15 protein-coding genes and 2 pseudogenes are annotated in these 15,304 nt (G+C 60.8%); 10 read left to right on the top strand and 7 right to left on the bottom strand.

The features are described from left to right. The first annotated feature begins 66 nt into the window (after positions 1-66). Positions 67-1,008, top strand: coding sequence for a glycosyltransferase family 61 protein (locus VNC39_RS15670; protein ID WP_325400587.1), 942 nt, complete (start codon positions 67-69; stop codon positions 1,006-1,008). On the opposite strand, the gene VNC39_RS15665 is transcribed toward VNC39_RS15670, so the two are convergent. From VNC39_RS15665 to VNC39_RS15645, 5 genes and pseudogenes are all read right to left on the bottom strand, one after another. Further along, complete coding sequence (locus VNC39_RS15665) at positions 1,009-1,971, bottom strand: hypothetical protein (RefSeq protein WP_325400586.1); 963 nt, start codon at positions 1,969-1,971, stop codon at positions 1,009-1,011. A gap of 29 nt (positions 1,972-2,000) precedes the next feature. After that, on the bottom strand, positions 2,001-2,807 hold the full coding sequence (locus VNC39_RS15660; RefSeq protein WP_325400585.1) for a sulfotransferase family 2 domain-containing protein: 807 nt from the start codon (positions 2,805-2,807) through the stop codon (positions 2,001-2,003). A gap of 23 nt (positions 2,808-2,830) precedes the next feature. After that, on the bottom strand, positions 2,831-3,538 hold the full coding sequence (locus VNC39_RS15655) for a CatB-related O-acetyltransferase (RefSeq protein WP_325400584.1): 708 nt from the start codon (positions 3,536-3,538) through the stop codon (positions 2,831-2,833). A gap of 254 nt (positions 3,539-3,792) precedes the next feature. Beyond that, a pseudogene (locus tag VNC39_RS17490) lies at positions 3,793-3,958 on the bottom strand (DapH/DapD/GlmU-related protein); the annotation flags it as partial. A gap of 788 nt (positions 3,959-4,746) precedes the next feature. After that, entirely contained in the window at positions 4,747-5,961 is a 1,215-nt protein-coding gene (locus VNC39_RS15645; protein WP_325400582.1) for an NADP-dependent isocitrate dehydrogenase, read from the bottom strand. 135 nt (positions 5,962-6,096) lie between these two features. Between VNC39_RS15645 and VNC39_RS15640 the strand changes: the two genes are divergently transcribed. The 3 genes from VNC39_RS15640 to VNC39_RS15630 all read left to right on the top strand — a co-directional run bounded on the left by VNC39_RS15640 (position 6,097) and on the right by VNC39_RS15630 (position 9,016). Further along, entirely contained in the window at positions 6,097-6,846 is a 750-nt protein-coding gene (locus VNC39_RS15640; protein WP_325400581.1) for an orotate phosphoribosyltransferase, read from the top strand. Between the two features lie 182 nt (positions 6,847-7,028). Beyond that, positions 7,029-8,429, top strand: a complete 1,401-nt coding sequence (locus tag VNC39_RS15635) for an FAD-binding oxidoreductase (RefSeq protein WP_325400580.1) — start codon at positions 7,029-7,031, stop codon at positions 8,427-8,429. A gap of 158 nt (positions 8,430-8,587) precedes the next feature. Further along, entirely contained in the window at positions 8,588-9,016 is a 429-nt protein-coding gene (locus VNC39_RS15630) for an acyl-CoA thioesterase (RefSeq protein ID WP_325400579.1), read from the top strand. Positions 9,017-9,160: 144 nt separating this feature from the next. Here the strand turns inward: VNC39_RS15630 and VNC39_RS15625 are convergent, their stop codons facing one another. Beyond that, on the bottom strand, positions 9,161-10,759 hold the full coding sequence (locus tag VNC39_RS15625) for a PhoX family protein (protein ID WP_325400578.1): 1,599 nt from the start codon (positions 10,757-10,759) through the stop codon (positions 9,161-9,163). After that, the gene (locus VNC39_RS15620; protein WP_325400577.1) at positions 10,746-11,327 is read right to left on the bottom strand and encodes an outer membrane protein assembly factor BamE; all 582 of its coding nucleotides are present in this window, start codon (positions 11,325-11,327) and stop codon (positions 10,746-10,748) included. Before VNC39_RS15620 ends, VNC39_RS15625 begins: the two co-directional genes overlap by 14 nt. A 56-nt stretch (positions 11,328-11,383) precedes the next feature. Between VNC39_RS15620 and VNC39_RS15615 the strand changes: the two genes are divergently transcribed. The 6 genes and pseudogenes from VNC39_RS15615 to VNC39_RS17535 form a co-directional block, all read left to right on the top strand. Next, a complete protein-coding gene (locus VNC39_RS15615) occupies positions 11,384-11,905 on the top strand; it encodes a YceD family protein (protein WP_325400576.1) in 522 nt (173 codons plus the stop codon). Between the two features lie 163 nt (positions 11,906-12,068). Further along, positions 12,069-12,272 carry a 50S ribosomal protein L32 gene (gene rpmF / locus VNC39_RS15610; protein ID WP_325400575.1) on the top strand — a complete coding sequence of 68 codons (204 nt, stop codon included), beginning with the start codon at positions 12,069-12,071 and terminating at the stop codon, positions 12,270-12,272. Between the two features lie 51 nt (positions 12,273-12,323). Next, positions 12,324-13,376 carry a phosphate acyltransferase PlsX gene (gene plsX / locus VNC39_RS15605; protein WP_325400574.1) on the top strand — a complete coding sequence of 351 codons (1,053 nt, stop codon included), beginning with the start codon at positions 12,324-12,326 and terminating at the stop codon, positions 13,374-13,376. Then, a complete protein-coding gene (locus VNC39_RS15600) occupies positions 13,369-14,343 on the top strand; it encodes a beta-ketoacyl-ACP synthase III (RefSeq protein WP_325400573.1) in 975 nt (324 codons plus the stop codon). Before plsX ends, VNC39_RS15600 begins: the two co-directional genes overlap by 8 nt. 51 nt (positions 14,344-14,394) lie before the next feature. Then, positions 14,395-14,703 carry an integration host factor subunit alpha gene (locus tag VNC39_RS15595; protein ID WP_408840879.1) on the top strand — a complete coding sequence of 103 codons (309 nt, stop codon included), beginning with the start codon at positions 14,395-14,397 and terminating at the stop codon, positions 14,701-14,703. A 9-nt stretch (positions 14,704-14,712) separates the two neighbouring features. Further along, positions 14,713-15,015 (top strand): annotated as a pseudogene (locus VNC39_RS17535) (MerR family transcriptional regulator); the annotation flags it as partial. Between the last annotated feature and the right edge of the window lie 289 nt (positions 15,016-15,304).

Here is a 15,304-nt window from a genome sequence, read left to right as displayed (position 1 = left end):
CCGAGATTCCTGGGAACCTGATCGTGGCGCCAAATGAACGAGGACGCAGAATAGGATATAAAAAGATTGGTTCAGTTCATAACAATATTGGAGCCTGGGTATATTCGCGGGCAACCGCTCGCAGCGAAAGGTCGCTCAGGAGGGGTTTTTTTTAACAACAAACTTCTGGAAATCCCTTTGGGCGCCAGAGAGGTGGAGGAGAATCCCCCTCCTGCCTCTCCGAACATGGAACGTTTGGAGGACGGTGTTTATTGCGGCTATTTTGTGCCGCTGTTCGGGCATTTTATTGCGGAGTTTCTACCGCGTTACGAGCAGGTCAGGATGGAGGGAGGGGCCACACAACCGATTTTGGTTCATCCCGCACCGTACCTTGTTGATCCTAAAAAGCAACTCTCAAATTCAAATTTGATAATGCAGTTTCTTAATGAATTGGAGTTGCCATTTGGCCAATTGCATTTTTGCGCGAGTGATATTTATGTTGAGAAACTATATTATACGACAAATGTCATTCATCTCTTTGAATCCGTAGACAAAAAAATAATTGAAATTTCGAAAAGTTTGAATGGCCGTTATCCTGTGGCATCACGAGATAGAAAGATTTTTTTTAGCCGGTCTCGATTAAAAGAAGAGGCGCGAAAATCAATCAACGCAGAGGAAGTTGACGCATTTTTCTTTGCTCAAGGGTTTGAGGTTTTGCATCCGCAGGAGATGCCCGTAAGAGATCAGATACTCTCCGTCTGCTCTGCAAAATGCTTGGCAGGCGAAGAAGGATCGGCGCTTCACCTCTCGATTTTTAACCCCTATCTTGAAACATGCATAATACTGGACAGCGGAAGATTTACGAGGGCCGGTGCGGTACCAGATACGCAAAAGCTTCTGAATGACAAATTAAATTGTAAAACGGTTTATTGCCTGCCCTCCTGGAGCTCGGGAGGAGCCATGCAGGTCGGAGGGCGGTTTGTGGTCGACATTCCAGCGCTTGAAGAAATTTTGGCGACGGCACAATAATCAGTCGGCTCTCAGGGATAGCTCGCTCCACGCGGAGCCGAACTCGATATGGCCAAAGGCTGATTGGCCATAATATAGGCCGGTGACGGCCCAATGCGCTAAATTCTGGTCCATTCCATATTTGGCGCCTCGCGAAATCAGTTGCTTGAGTCTTGGCAGAACATCCAGTTTAAAGGAGGTCGTTTTATTTTCTGGCGCCGGACTGACTCCGTAAGAAGCCCAGACGCGATCGCCATAACCGAATTCCTTTGGGGCCCCGTTCTGGCCGTTGGTTCCGGTAAAAAACCAGGCCGGATGTAAGAGTGTAAGCCTCAATTTTTTTTGATCAGCCTGATATATCGAAAAGCTTATCTGATAGAAAAAAGTCTGGCTCGTTACTATGTCCGTTACGACAATTCCTGTGCCGATCACTGCTCGCGTCACCGGGCAAGTTGCATCAGAAACGTGGATTGAAGTCGGCTGTACGGTCGCAGTTTCATATAGATGTGACACGCGAGACAGCGGATCTCTTTCTATTAATGTTTTTGGATAATTCTTATAATGAAGAGGTATCGACCCGACGAATAGATCAAATTCGTCAACCAGTTCTTTACCGCTGGGATAAATTTTATTGCACGGTAAAGTGGCGGCGTTCTGGTACAATGAGAATCCACCCGCCGGGTTGTAGAGAACCGATGCGTAATCGTTTTCAGAAAGATTGTTAGAAAAGGGCGGGAGGTCTTTCGGGATATCCCACTGGCCAATTGTCCAGTTCGCGTGTAGCGATGTTGCCCCGTATAGTTTGCTCTTTTTGTTTTTGCCGTTCGGTTCGCTCGGGAAAATCCAGATCCCGGAAAGTGGCGCGAATATTTCGTGGTTAGATGAGGAAGTTGGCTGAGAGTTTGCCTTCCTGGGAATCAGAGTATAGCATAATAAACTCGACAGAAAGACGATGCGATAATATTGGTTAAGGTTAAACACCATCTAATATCATCCTAGGCGAGTTGAATCCTTCAAGATTCTGATTGATCGCCGAATTTTTCCCAGATTTGTTGGTCGAGTATAGTCATTTCTTTGAGTTTGTTGAACGTAACCTGTGTGGCACCCAATCTGGCGAGTTCCGCCATCCTTCCCTCGATGTTGTTTGAATCGCCTGTGTTGATTTTAAGTTTATCAAAAGTTGGAGCAGGGGAGTTAATTCCGGTTAAGGTTCTAATGTCGCTCTCCAAATGATGTAGTTCACTCACGGAATAGATGGCGTCCAGAACGCGGATGTTTTCGCAGGCCATATCGACGATTTTTTCGTCTGTTAAATCCTTGTTGAATTTTTGATTCAGTGTGAGTTTTTGGCGTCCATCAAATCGACGTCCGGCAAAATAATAAGCATAGAAGTTATTGTAATGATTATCCAAAAAAATACGCATGTCCGGCGGTCCGGCAGAAAAATATTGATCGCAACTTAGTTCGAGGATTGCGCGTGGCCCGGCATTTTGCGGAAGACGCAACTGATCGGACGAGAGCCCCTTAGCCTCCCGAAGCAAATATAGATAGAAAGAGACGATGCGAGACACCGGTTCTCTCAGAACGCTGAACGTAAATTTGGGGCCATCTAAGCAATCTAAAAGTGACCAATCCAAATGGCCGGAGAATAGCTGATACTGACGCATCTCACTGATTGACATCGTGACGAGCTGCGAGTTGACGCGGGCAGGAGAGACTTTCTCCGGAGGAACAAAGAACTCCAGGAAATGATGAACAGATTGCCCGGCGGTCTTTGGTATATGCAGGAATATGATGCGGGGGTAAGAATGATCGGACATGGGACGTTGAGTGCCTCCAGCATTCAAGTCAGCGTGGATAGGGTAATTGCCGCCGGCTCATGGGGCGCAATGCCGGCGTCAGCTGCGCGGTGTACAAAATCCAGAAACGCTTCCGGTTCGGTCACGGGGGCCCCTGATAAATCCCAGAACGCATAGCGCCACCAGGCCAGCGCCTGCATCCGTGCGGCGATGATGGGTGGGAAGCGCATGCCCGTGATAACCCCGGGGTTTCCCGCGACAATGGCGTAGGGTGGCACGTCCTTGGTCACGACGGCGCAGGGCTGGATGATGGCGCCATCGCCAATCGTTACGCCCTGGGCGACCAGCGCTCCATAGCCGATCCTGACGTCATTGCCGATGACCGTGACCTTGGCTTTTTGCGGCGGGGCGTTCGTTCGAAAGGTCTCGGCTGCTTCCACGGGCTGGTTAAATACATGACGATGGCCCTGGTAGAATAACGGTGAGGTCGTGCTCCAAGAGACGGGATGTGACCCACGGCCGCTCTGCACGTCATCATCAATGGAGGTGTAGCGGCCGATTTTGACGCCAAAATAATAGCCGCTCCGGGCGAAGGAGAAGGCGCCCATTTCCAGGGAAAACACCGCCTGCATGCGTTTGAGGCTGCAGGGGGGCTCGAAGCTGGATTGGTCCGGGAGATGAAAATCGTGGCCAAACTCGGTGGCGACGCCATGCTCCTGTAATTTGTCGCGCAGGGCGGCGGTGATCAGCATTGGCGAGCGTGCCGCCGTAAAGCCGCGCGCGTTTTTTCATGCCGCTGTGCCGCCTGCGCCCTGGCGGCCATGTCACAGCTCTCGCAACATGTTGAGATGCAGCGGTTCGGGGGCATAGGGCGTGACGCCGCGCGCCATAGCGGCCTCGACATGGTCGAGAAACGCTTCAGGGTCAGCGACCGGGGCACCCGGGAGATCCCAGAATGCATAGCGCCACCAGGCGATGGTCTGCATACGCGCGATGGTTTTCGCCGGAAACCGCAATTTGACGATGGTGGCCGGGTTGCCGACGACGACGGCATAAGGCGGGACATCCTTCGTGACGACCGCATAGGCGCCGACCACGGCCCCGTCACCGATGGTCACCCCCTGCGCGATGAAGGCGCCATGCCCGATATAGACATCATGCCCGATGATTGTCGTCTCGACCTTGTGGTCCGGCGGGTTGAAGACGAAGGAGGTGGCCTCAGGCCGGGTCTGGTCGAGCACCAGACGGTGCGGCTGATAAAAGAGCGGCGAGGTGCTGCCCCAGTTCACCGGGTGAGAACCGCGGCCGATCTGCACGGCCTCGCCGATCGAGGTATAGCGGCCGATTTTGACGGCGAAATAATAGCCGCTGACCGCGTAAGAGAAGGCGCCGAGTTCCAGTGAATGCTCGGCCTTCATCCATTTCAGGCTGCACGGGGATTCGAAAATGGTCCTGTCAGGCAAATCGAACGGTCCGTCGTGCAGCGTTGTCACGCCCCATTTCGCCAAAGTTATCTTAAGGTCGCTCGAGATCCGCATGAATGACAAGCCTTAGCTCGCTGGTGGTATAATATAACCGTTATGAACATCGTTGCAGTATAATAATGATATCTTCGTGGAGGCCTCTCGCAGCGGCGCAGCGGAGGCTGGGATTCGGCCAAGATCGACGGTATTTCCCTGTCCCTTGTCGATGATTTGTACGGGCATTTTGTATCTCCCGGCGCGGGAAGGCGGGCTTATCTGGTCGTAAGACAAGAGTGTGAGCGGCGTATCGCGCAGAGATCCGCACGTTTCGTTAGCTTGGAATCCTCTGGGCTGAATATGGATGCTATTTTGTTCGTTGTATAGTCGTAATGGCAGTTTTCCGCTGCGTCGCCGGACCAAGCCAAAAAAATGGCCGCCTTTTTTCAAAAGCGGCCATTTCCCTCTCATGTTCCCCAGCCGCCGGCCAGGGCTCGAAATTACTTCATCGCGGCCTGCAGATTGGCGTCGAGCTTGTCCAGGAAGTCCTGGGTGTTCAGCCAGGGCGCGTCCTTGGAGATCAGCACCGCCAAATCCTTGGTCATGAAGCCGGCTTCCACCGTCTCCACGCACACCCGCTCCAGGGTCTCGGCGAAGGCCGTCACGTCCGGCGTGCCGTCAAAGCGGCCGCGATAGATCAGGCCGCGGGTCCAGGCGAAGATCGAGGCGATCGGGTTGGTCGAGGTCTGGCGGCCCTTCTGGTGCTCGCGGTAATGGCGGGTCACCGTGCCATGGGCGGCCTCGCTTTCCACCGTATGGCCATCGGGGCTCAGCAGCACCGAGGTCATCAGGCCGAGGCTGCCGAAGCCCTGGGCCACGATGTCGCTTTCCACGTCGCCGTCATAGTTCTTGCAGGCCCAGACATAGCCGCCGGTCCATTTCAGCGCGCTCGCCACCATGTCGTCGATCAGGCGGTGCTCGTAGGTCAGGCCCGCCGCTTCGAACTGGGTCTTGAACTCGGCATCGTAGATCTCCTGGAACACGTCCTTGAACATGCCGTCATAGGCCTTCAGGATGGTGTTCTTGGTGGAGAGATAGACCGGGAATTTGCGGGCCAGGCCGTAATTGAAGCTGGCGCGGGCAAAGCCCTCGATCGAGGCCTTGGTGTTGTGCATGCCCATCGCCACACCCGGGCCTTTGAAATCATGCACGTCCAGCACCATCGGCGCGCTGCCGTCGGCGGGGTGATAGGTCAGCTGCACCTTGCCCGGGCCGGGGATCTTGGTCTCGGTGGCGCGGTAGATATCGCCATAAGCATGGCGGCCAATGACGATCGGCTCGGACCAGTGCGGCACCAGGCGCGGCACGTTGCGGCAGATGATCGGCTCGCGGAAGATCGTGCCGTCCAGCACGTTGCGGATCGTGCCGTTCGGGCTGCGCCACATTTTCTTGAGCTTGAATTCCTCAACCCGCGCCTCGTCCGGGGTGATGGTCGCGCATTTCACGCCAACGCCGTACTGCTTGGTGGCGTGGGCGGCGTCCAGGGTCACCTGGTCGTCGGTCTGATCGCGGTACTCGATGCCCAGATCGTAGTATTTGAGGTCGATGTCGAGATACGGCAGGATGAGCTTCTGTTTGATGAACCCCCAGATGATCCGGGTCATCTCATCGCCGTCCATCTCCACGACCGGCGTTTTTACTTTGATCTTGGCCATTTAGCGCTCCTGATTGAGATAGGGACCTCTGTATCATCCTCGCCCGGGGAGACAATACTAAGCGCGCGTCCCAAGCGCATGGACGGGTTGCGCGCGCCGGGATAGGAAGCTTCGGGAATCAGAGGAGTTGGAATGATGAGTGGTCGGAAAGCGGCGCGGATCGATTGGGCAAGCGACTGGGACAGGGATGCCGCGCTGACCACTGCGAAATTGCTGCTGGAAATCAAGGCGGTGAATTTCCGCCCCGAAGAGCCCTACACGCTGACCTCGGGCTGGAAATCCCCGGTCTATATCGACTGCCGCAAGATCATCTTCTTCCCCCGCGCCCGCGCGAAAATCTGCGACCTCGCGGTGGAGAAGATCAGCCGCTATGTCGGCTATGAGGCCATCCAGGCGGTGGCCGGCGGTGAGACGGCGGGGATTCCCTTTGCCGCGTGGATCGCCGAGCGCATGGGCGCGCCGATGGCCTATATCCGCAAGCAACCCAAGGGCTTCGGCCGCAACGCGCTGATCGAAGGCGACGTGCCGGAGAACATGAACACGCTGCTGGTGGAAGACCTCACCACCGATGGCGGGAGCAAGATCCAGTTCGCCAAGGCGCTGCGCGAGGCCGGGGCGATCTGCAACCACACTTTTGTGGTGTTTTATTACGGCGTGTTCCCCGGCAGTTTCGAGACGCTGGCCAGCATGGACATCGCCCTGCATCACCTCTGCACTTGGTGGGACGTGCTGGAAGCCGCGAAAGACCAGCCTTATTTCTCCGACTCGGCCCTGGCCGGGGTGCGCAAATTCCTCGAGAACCCGATGGCCTGGTCGGCCGCGCATGGCGGCGTGGGCACCGCGGAAGAGGCGCTGGCGCATAAGATGAGCAAGCTGAAAAAGTAAGAAAGACCTACTTTTTGTGAACAAAAAGTAGCAAAAAACTTTGTTATGCTGGGCCATGGGCGTTGGCGCCGACACAGGCTCCGGCCCAGCGTAAATAAAAGTTTTTGCGGCGCTTTTTTCAAAAAGCGCCTGCTTCCTTTCTTAGTCTTGATCCTCGCCGCCCCAGGGCGCACGCATAGCGCATGGAACTTCTCTCCGCCTTGCGGGCCGCCCTCGGGGACAAGGCCGTTCTCACGGAAGCCGCCGACCGTGCCGGATTCGAGACCGACTGGCGGCGGCTTTTTTCTAACCCGGCGCTGTGCGTGCTGCTCCCGGAAAGCACCGAGCAGGTGGCGGCTTCGGTCAGGCTGTGTGCTGCGGCGGGCGTGGGCATCGTCCCGCAGGGCGGCAATACCGGGCTGGTGGCCGGGGCCGTGCCGGTGGCCGGGGAAAAACGCCAGGTGGTGCTAAGCCTGCGGCGCATGCGGCAGGTTTTGCAGCTCGACCCGGTCAGCGACACCATCCTTGTGCAGGCCGGGGCCACGTTGCAGGAGGTGCAGGAAGCGGCGATCGCCGCCGGGCGGCTGTTTCCCGTCAGTCTCGCCGCCGAGGGCACGGCGCAGATCGGCGGGGCGATTTCCACCAATGCCGGCGGCTTGCAGGTGCTCAGCTACGGCTCCATGCGCGCCCAGGTGCTGGGGCTGGAAGTGGTGCTGCCGGACGGGCGCATCTGGGACGGGCTGCGCGCGCTGCGCAAGGACAATACCGGCTTCGACCTGAAGCAGCTTTTCATCGGCGCGGAGGGGATGCTGGGCATCGTCACTTCCGCCTGCCTGAAACTGGCGCCCGCGGTGACCGACCATGCCACCGCGCTGGTCGGGCTGGCATCGCCGGGCGCGGCGATGGCGCTGTTCCAGGCGCTCCGGGCGCAGAGCGGCGCGGCCCTCACTTTGTGCGAATTCCTCGCCCGTCCGGCCATGGAACTCGGCGCCGCACACGCCCAAGGCGGCCGGCTGCCCTTCCAGGCCGAGGCCTATATGCTGGTCGAGCTCTCCGCCCACACGGCTTCGGAAAATAATCTGGCGCGGCTGGAGGAGGTGCTGGCCGCGGCGCTGGAAGCGGGCATCGCGCAGGAGGCGGTGATCGCCCAGTCGGAACGCGAGCGCGCCGATCTGCGCGCGCTGCGCGAGGCCGTCTCGGACGGTGAATTGGCCGAAGGCGGCGCGGTGAAGCACGACATCGCTGTGCCCCTGGCGCTGATCCCCGAGACCGTGGCCGCCATCGAGGCGCTGGTGGGCACAAAATACCCGGACTGCCGGCTGAACATCTTCGGCCATATCGGCGACGGCAATCTGCACGTGAATGTACGCCCGCCGGCGGGGCGGACCCTGGCCGACCTCTCCGACCGCAAAGCCGCGATCACGGCCGATATCGAAGGGCTGGCGGTGGCCAAAGGCGGCAGCTTCAGCGCCGAGCACGGCATCGGCCAGATGCGCATCGCCGGCATGCACGCGCATAAAGCCGCCATCGAGCTGGAGCTGATGCGCCGGCTCAAGGAGGCGTTTGACCCGCAGGGCGTTCTGAACCCCGGGAAGATGTTTTAAGTAAGCAGGCGCTTTTTGAAAAAAGCGCCGCAAGAACTTTTTTTATGCTGGGCCATGGGCGTTGTCGGCGACAACGCCCATGGCCCAGAGTCATAAAGTTTTTTTGCTACTTTTTGTTCACAAAAAGTAGTTTCTTCCTTTGCTTTCCTGGAGGCCCCATGACCGACACGCCCCGTATCAGTGACTTTCCGTTCCGTAGCCATGACAAACTGCGCTACGGCGACACTGACCGGCAAGGGCACGTGAATAACGCCGTGTTCACGACGATGTATGAGACCGGGCGCGTCGAATTGCTGCAGCTCGGCCAGAGCGAGGGGTTGGACCTGGGGGATGTCAGCTTCGTTATCGCGCGGCTCAGCCTCGATTATCACGGCGAAATTCTCTGGCCGGGCACGGTGGAAATCGGCACGGCGGTGAAAGCTTTGGGTAACAGCTCGATCACTTTCACCCAGGCTTTGTTCCAGAACGGCAAATGCGTTTCCACGGCTGAAAGCGTGGTGGTGCAGGTGGATAACCGCACCCGTCGGTCGACGCCGCTCAGCACCGCTGTGCGTGAAAAACTTCAGCCGTTCATGCTGACCAGATAGAAAGAAAACAGCCGCTTTTTGAAAAAAGCGGCGCAAAAACTTTTGTTATGCTGGGCCATGGGCGCTGTCGCCGACGCAGCCCATGGCCCGGCATTAAAAAGTTTTTTGCTTCTTTTTTTCAAAAAAGAAGCGCTTCCTTCCTTGTTACTGCTGCACCAGCCCGATCACCGTGGTCTGCGGCGGCATGCTGGGCTGCAGGGTCGGCCAGCGTGTGGCCGGGTGGTCGAAGCTTGCCTGCGGCGTGGCGCCGGGGTGCCGCGCCACGCTGAAGATCGTTCTGGTGTTGGTGTCGAACGCCGCGCCGCCGATCGCGGCGCCGATCGGCGCCAGATAGGCCGCGCTGAGCAGGAACCGGCTCGGCCCGTTGGTTTGCAGGGTGAACAGCCCGTCAGCGGTGTCGGAGACATGGCCCCGCTGGTCGGTGCCGATCCAGAGCTGGCCGTAAGGGTCGAGATTGAGCGTGCGCGGGTTCTTCAGCCACGCGGTGGAACCGGCGGAGTATTGCGCGAGCGGCGCGGTCGCCGGGTTGCCCGCGACCAGCGCCAGCCGGCCCGCGAAGCGTCGCGCCGTCATATCGCCATGGGGCGGGGCGAGCAGCACGATATGGCCGTTATCGTCGCCGGTGCGGGGGTTGAGCGCGTCGGCCGTCGTGCGGGCGGGGTTGCCACGGCAGGCGAGATAGAGCCCGCCATTGCCGGGCACGATGGCGATGCCGCCGGGCGCGTCGAACGGCGAGCCGCCGGCACTGGCGGCGGCGCTGACCGTGGCCGCCAGGGTGGGAATGTCGGTGCCGAGATCCACCCAATCGATGCCGCCGCCGTTGATCTGCGCCACCGACAGCGTGCCCGCCTCGAACGCGGACCCGTCGGTGGCGGGGGCGGCGGAGATGAAGCGGAACAGGAAGCCGGCCGGTTCGTCCTGGCTCATGAACAGCACCGCGCGGCCGTCCGGCGTTGTGGTCACGGCGATTCCTGCCCGCGCGAAGCGGCCGAGCCCGGTATGCTTCGTCGGGAATGAACCGGGGTCGAGCGGGTCGAATTCCGTGACCCAGCCGAAGCGCGCCCCGTCCGCCGGATCGGCATAGCCGTCATCGGTCGATGCCAGCCTGGTGAGCCAGGGCGTGACATTGCCTTCCGCCAGCAACGCCGTGCCCCAGGGCGTGGCGCAGCCGGCCTGCGGCGCGAGCACGCCCTGCACCGTGCTGCCGATGGCGGCGGCGACCGGGCCGGTGATCTGGCAGAGCGTGCCGTCGGTGATGCGCCGCGCCTGGTAGCCGCCATCCACCGTCATCCACCGGCCGGCGAGATATTGCAGGTTCAGCACCGTGGCGCCCTGCAACTGCCCGGCGACGGCAGGCTCGTCGGCCCCGCCCGGAAAAACCATGCGCGCCGGCGCGTCAGGATTGGCCAGAACCATCACCAGGCGCGGAATGCCATCCTGCGCCGGAGGCGGATTGACCAAAGCGGTGATCACCGCGTCATAGGGAAACTGCGTGCCCGCCTGAAGCGCCGTGAGCTGGTCGGGGGCGAAGGGCGGCGCATTCGGCAGCACCCCATCGCCCCAACGGGCAACCACCAGGCGCTGGAAATCTCCCGCCACGGTGTCGTCGCGTTTCGGCGCCTGGGGCGACGGCGCAGGATTTGTGGCCAGAACCGATTGGGCCCGCGCCGTGCTCGCAAGCGCGAGCGCCGATAAGCCGCCGAGCAGGGTGCGGCGGCTTATCGCGCCGTTAGAGGCCGCCATCGCTGTTGACGCCGCCGATATTGTTCGCGCCGCCTTCGCCGCCCAGTCCACCGGCGCCGCCCAGCCCACCGGCCCCGCCGCCATAGCCGCCGGCCCCGATGCCCGGGTTGTAGCTGCCCACGCCGCCGATCAACTGCTGCAGGAAGCCGGCATGGCCGCCCGGTACCGGCGTCTGTGCGCTGTCCATGGTGACCTTCACCCCGCTCTTGAGGTCGCGCTGTTCAACGGATTTCAGCACGCCGTTATTGCCGAAAGCCAGCACCACGACATGCTGGCGCTGCACGCCCGGCGTGTTGGCGATGCGCATTTTCGTCACCTGGCTCACATATACCCAATTATTCGGCGAGAATTGTTCCTGGAAGGTCGGCGGTCCCAGCAGCGCCTGGGCGTCAGCCTGCGACGACACGCCCGGGATGAGCTGCGTGAGCTGGTTCTGCGAGATAGCGATGCCGCGATATTGCGGTTGGTCGGTGAACAATGCGCAGCCCGGAAGGGCGAGCAGAGCGCAGAACAGACCGAGCATGGGCAGGGCAGGGCGCACGGAAATTCCTTCGAGACGGTAATCCAAGGTTGGGTCTCACGGCTGGGGCTTACGTGTCAATGCGGGTTCTCTATATGAGGAGCATGGAGCAGGTTTTCAGCCGGACGATCAGGGCCGGGCATATAAAAGAGACGCCACAGGAGCATGTGGTGGTGGCCGACGAAACCGCCCGCGCGGCGTTGGCGGCGTTGTACGGGCTGGGGGGAATCGCGAAGCTGCGCGGCGTCTTCGTGCTGCGGCATGAGCGGGGCGGGGTGATTGCCGCCACGCTGGACATGCAGGCGGCGGTCACGCAGACCTGCGTGGTCACGCTGGAGCCGTTCGAGGTGCGGATCGACGAGCGCAGCATGCTCCGATTCGTGCCGGCGCGCAGTCTGCCGGAAGGCGAGGCGGAGGAGCTGGATCCGGAAAGCCTCGAAGGGCCGGACGATATTCCTTATTCAAATGACGCGATCGATCTCGGTGCGGCTTTGGCCGAGCAATTGGCCCTGGCGCTCGACCCGTATCCGCGCAAGCCCGGCGCCGAATTGCCGGAGGAATACCGGGGCGAGCCGGAGGCCCCGTTTGCGGCCCTGGCGGCCAAGTTCGGCAAGAAGCCGCGCTGAGAGAAATGCGCGCGTTTGTCTCGTTTGGGCGCGCCGCGACGGCGCAAAAGCGTGGTGGCAGCTTTCCCAAATTCGTCGGTTTTATGACTTGCGGCCCGGCGATGGCTCTGCTACGCCGCGCCACTGTATCGTTTTCTATGTCCTTTTAAGGTGTCTCGCAGTCATGGCCGTTCCTAAACGTAAAACTTCTCCGTCGCGCCGCGGTATGCGCCGCGCCCACGAGGCGCTGCGCGCCGAAGCGCATGCGGAATGCGCCAACTGCGGCGAACTGAAGCGCCCGCACCATGTGTGCAGCCATTGCGGCCACTACGATAATCGCGAAGTCGTCGCCTCTGGCAAGTCCGCCAAGGGTGTTGTTCGCGTCTAAAGGCTGAATGTTGACGACGCCGGCGGTGGGAGCCGTCCTCAAGGGTATGCAATGAGCCGGAACCAGATACTGGCCGTGGATGCCATGGGTGGGGACCACGCGCCGGCGGCCATCATCGCCGGGCTGGAACTGGCCGCTGAGCGGCACCCGCAGGCGAGCTTTCTGCTGTTTGGCGATGAAACGGTGCTGCGGCCGCTGGTGGATAAGACCAAGCGGCTGCGGGATCGCGCGACCTTGCGCCAGGCCGCGGAAATCGTGAGCGGCGACATGAAGCCCACCGTGGCGTTGCGCCTGCGCGATTCCTCGATGCGCCGGGCCATCGATGCGGTGCTGGAGGGCGAGGCCGCCGGCGTGATCTCGGCCGGAAATACCGGCGCGCTGCTCGCCCTTTCGAAAATTGTCCTGAAAACCCTGAAAGGCATCGACCGTCCGGCGATGGCGGCGATCGCCCCTTCGTCCAAGGGCGATGTCGTCATGCTCGATCTCGGGCTCAACGTGGTTTGCGACGCCCGCAACCTCGTCGAATTCGCCCTGATGGGGCAGATGTTCGCGCGCATTGTGCTGGGTTTGCCGATGCCGAGCTTCGGCCTGCTGAATATCGGCTCCGAAGAAGGCAAGGGGCATGAGACGTTGAACATTGCCGCAGCCACGTTGCGCGAGAGCCCGATCGGCAAACAGTTTTACGGTTTCGTCGAAGGCCATGACATCGCGGCCGGTACCGTGGATGTGGTGGTGACCGACGGTTTTACCGGCAATGTGGCGCTGAAGACCGGCGAGGGCGCGCTGAAGCTGGTCGGCGAGCTGCTGAAACGCGTTTTCACGGCCGGTCCTTTTGCCCGCGCCGGCTATATTCTTGCCCGCGGTGGCCTCAACCGGTTGCGCGAATGGCTGGACCCGCGCCGCTATAACGGCGCGGTGCTGCTCGGCCTCAACGGCGTGGTGGTGAAATCCCACGGCGGCACCGATGCGATGGGGTTCGCCCATGCCGTGGATGTGGCGCTCGACATGATCAGCAACGATTTCAATCGCCGTATTGCGGAAGGATTGACCGCCATGGATAGCGCTTTGCTTTCCGCCGCGCCGGAGGTCAGCAGCCATGATTGAGCCGCCGCGCCGCGCCGTTCTGGCCGGGACCGGGTCTTATCTGCCGGAGCAGATCGTGACCAACGCGCAGATGGCCGAGCGGATCGACACGTCCGATGAATGGATCGTCGAGCGCACCGGCATCCGCCAGCGGCATTTTTCGGCGCCCCATGAGACGGCTTCTTACATGGGGGCGGCGGCCGCGCGCCGCGCCGTGGAACAGGCCGGCATGGCGCCTGAGGACATCGACGCCATCATCGTCGCGACCTCCACCCCCGACCAGGCCTTTCCGGCCACCGCCGTGCATATTCAGGCGGCGCTCGGCGCCAAGCGCGCCTTCGGCTTCGATCTCGCTGCCGCCTGTTCGGGATTCATTTACGGGCTTTCGGTGGCCGATGCGATGATCCGCGCCGGCCAGGTGAACAATGTCCTGGTGATCGGCGCGGAAGTCTATTCGCGCATCATGGATTTCAGCGATCGCACCACCTGCGTGCTGTTCGGCGACGGCGCGGGCGCGGTTCTGCTGCGCGCTGATGCAAGCGGCGGAGCTGCCGGGCTGCTGTCCACCCATCTGCATGCCGACGGCTCGCTTGCGGATATTCTTTATGTCGACGGCGCCACCGGCCAGCGCGACAAATCCGCTTATCTGGTGATGAATGGCCGCGAGGTTTTCCGCCATGCCGTGACGCTGCTGGCTTCGGCCGTCACGGAAGCGTTGACGAAGAACAGCCTGACGGCAAGCGATATTGATTGGCTGGTGCCGCATCAGGCGAACCGCCGGATCATTGACGGCGTCGGCCGTAAGCTGGGGCTGCCGGCGGAGCGCGTGGTGGTCACGGTGGACCAGCACGCCAACACCTCGGCCGCCAGCATTCCCCTGGCGCTGGACCTGGCGCGGCGCGACGGGCGCATCCGCCCCGGCCAGCTGGTGCTGCTCGAGGCGCTGGGCGGCGGTCTCACCTGGGGTTCCGCGCTGTTGCGTTTATGACCAAAACGTAAATCGGGTTGACCCCCGATAAGCGCGTGCTAATCTTTGAAAATGAACACTTTGACGCGCGCGCAGCTCACTGAGGCGATCTACGCTACCGTTGGTTTGTCACGCAACGAATCCGCCGATCTTCTGGAGTTGATGCTGACCCGCATCTCCGACGCGCTGACGGTTGGTAAATCAGTTAAAATCAGCGGGTTCGGGACTTTTTCTGTAAGGCAGAAGGGGCGGCGCATCGGCCGTAATCCGAAGACGGGCGTGGAAGTGCCGATTTTGCCGCGCCGGGTGCTGGTGTTCCGTCCCAGCCAGATGCTGCGCGAGGCGGTGAACGCCGCGCCGGCCTCTGCCAATCAGGATTGACCTTATTTTATGGTAGATGACGATTTTCCGGGCGATGACGATGACACCGCCCATCCGGAAGCGCCGCGCGGCAAGCTGCGCAAGACGGCTGACGCGTTTCGCACCATCAGCGAGGTGGCCGACGAACTGCATGTGCCGCAGCATGTGCTGCGCTTCTGGGAGACCAAGTTCCCCCAGGTGCGGCCGCTGAAGCGCGGCGGCGGCCGGCGTTATTACCGGCCCGAGGACGTGCTGCTGCTGCGCCGTGTCGCGGATCTGCTCTACACCCAGGGCTACACGATCAAGGGCGTCCAGCGGCTGCTGCGCGAAGGCGGCGGCGCCTTGCACGAGCATATTCCGCCCGCCTCCGACGAGGAGCGCCTGGCTGCCGCAGTGGAGCGCCATAGCGGCGGCGCCGAAGCCGCGCCAAAGAAATCGTTTATGTTGCCGCAGCCCGCCATGCCGGGGCTGCTGCCGGAGCCGGAGCCCGAAGGCGTGCCGGACATGCTGGAGCCTCGCCCGCCGAGCCGGGCCCCGAGCCGGCAGAAAATCGACCAGGAAAACGAGCGGCTTCGCACCTTGCTCACCGAAACGCTGCACGCTCTGGAAGAGCTGCGCCGGA

It is taken from the genome of Acidocella sp., assembly GCF_035535915.1.
Classification (GTDB): Bacteria; Pseudomonadota; Alphaproteobacteria; order Acetobacterales; family Acetobacteraceae; genus Acidocella.
This window is presented reverse-complemented; position numbering and strand designations above follow the sequence as displayed.

Coding starts and splice junctions, on each gene's coding strand:
- VNC39_RS15665 (WP_325400586.1), bottom strand. CDS start 1,971: ATGGTGTTTAACCTTAACCAATATTATCGCATCGTCTTTCTGTCGAGT.
- VNC39_RS15660 (WP_325400585.1), bottom strand. CDS start 2,807: ATGTCCGATCATTCTTACCCCCGCATCATATTCCTGCATATACCAAAG.
- VNC39_RS15655 (WP_325400584.1), bottom strand. CDS start 3,538: ATGCTGATCACCGCCGCCCTGCGCGACAAATTACAGGAGCATGGCGTC.
- VNC39_RS15645 (WP_325400582.1), bottom strand. CDS start 5,961: ATGGCCAAGATCAAAGTAAAAACGCCGGTCGTGGAGATGGACGGCGAT.
- VNC39_RS15640 (WP_325400581.1), top strand. CDS start 6,097: ATGAGTGGTCGGAAAGCGGCGCGGATCGATTGGGCAAGCGACTGGGAC.
- VNC39_RS15635 (WP_325400580.1), top strand. CDS start 7,029: ATGGAACTTCTCTCCGCCTTGCGGGCCGCCCTCGGGGACAAGGCCGTT.
- VNC39_RS15630 (WP_325400579.1), top strand. CDS start 8,588: ATGACCGACACGCCCCGTATCAGTGACTTTCCGTTCCGTAGCCATGAC.
- VNC39_RS15625 (WP_325400578.1), bottom strand. CDS start 10,759: ATGGCGGCCTCTAACGGCGCGATAAGCCGCCGCACCCTGCTCGGCGGC.
- VNC39_RS15615 (WP_325400576.1), top strand. CDS start 11,384: ATGGAGCAGGTTTTCAGCCGGACGATCAGGGCCGGGCATATAAAAGAG.
- rpmF (WP_325400575.1), top strand. CDS start 12,069: ATGGCCGTTCCTAAACGTAAAACTTCTCCGTCGCGCCGCGGTATGCGC.
- plsX (WP_325400574.1), top strand. CDS start 12,324: ATGAGCCGGAACCAGATACTGGCCGTGGATGCCATGGGTGGGGACCAC.
- VNC39_RS15600 (WP_325400573.1), top strand. CDS start 13,369: ATGATTGAGCCGCCGCGCCGCGCCGTTCTGGCCGGGACCGGGTCTTAT.
- VNC39_RS15595 (WP_408840879.1), top strand. CDS start 14,395: ATGAACACTTTGACGCGCGCGCAGCTCACTGAGGCGATCTACGCTACC.